Annotated in this window: 1 pseudogene; it reads left to right on the top strand. The window is 50.4% G+C overall.

Annotation, left to right across the window (positions count from 1 at the left end):
• A pseudogene (locus ACWHAR_RS32570) lies at positions 1-504 on the top strand (hypothetical protein); the annotation flags it as partial.

Genomic DNA, 504 nt, shown 5'->3' with positions numbered 1-504 from the left:
GAAAGCCGCTGCTAAATGAAAAAGCGACACTCGAACAGGTGATTGGAGAATTTCCGGAACACGCAGGACAATTTCCTGCTGACGGACTGCATCAGCTGGAAAAATATGAATCCCATCTTCACCCGAAATCAGCACAGCTTGAGGCGCTTCGGGTGAAGATGGCGGAGTTGGACAAACAGAGGCAAAAGCTTATCCCCAATAAAGAACTATTGGCGAAAGAAACGCTGATACAAGAGCTTTCGGCAGGGTTTCATATGTACCAATCCTGGGGAGAACAGCTGGCCGCCATTCAGGCGCAGCTGCGCCAGACGTCTGCGCAGACAGCGGCAGGGCTGGAACAGCTCAATAAAACGGATGAAAATGAGCTCCTGAATATGAACACCTCATATGATTATGAATGGCAGCTTCAGCAAGCGGTGCAGCAATATGTACAGGCAAGAGACAGAAAACGGCAGCCTGACGAGACGTTTGAACTTGCCCGGCAAGAGCTGGAAGACGCGGAAA

The organism is Bacillus sp. LR--39 (assembly GCF_053613335.1).
The sequence above is the reverse complement of the archived record's forward strand: the minus strand, read 5'-3'. Positions and strand labels throughout refer to the sequence as shown.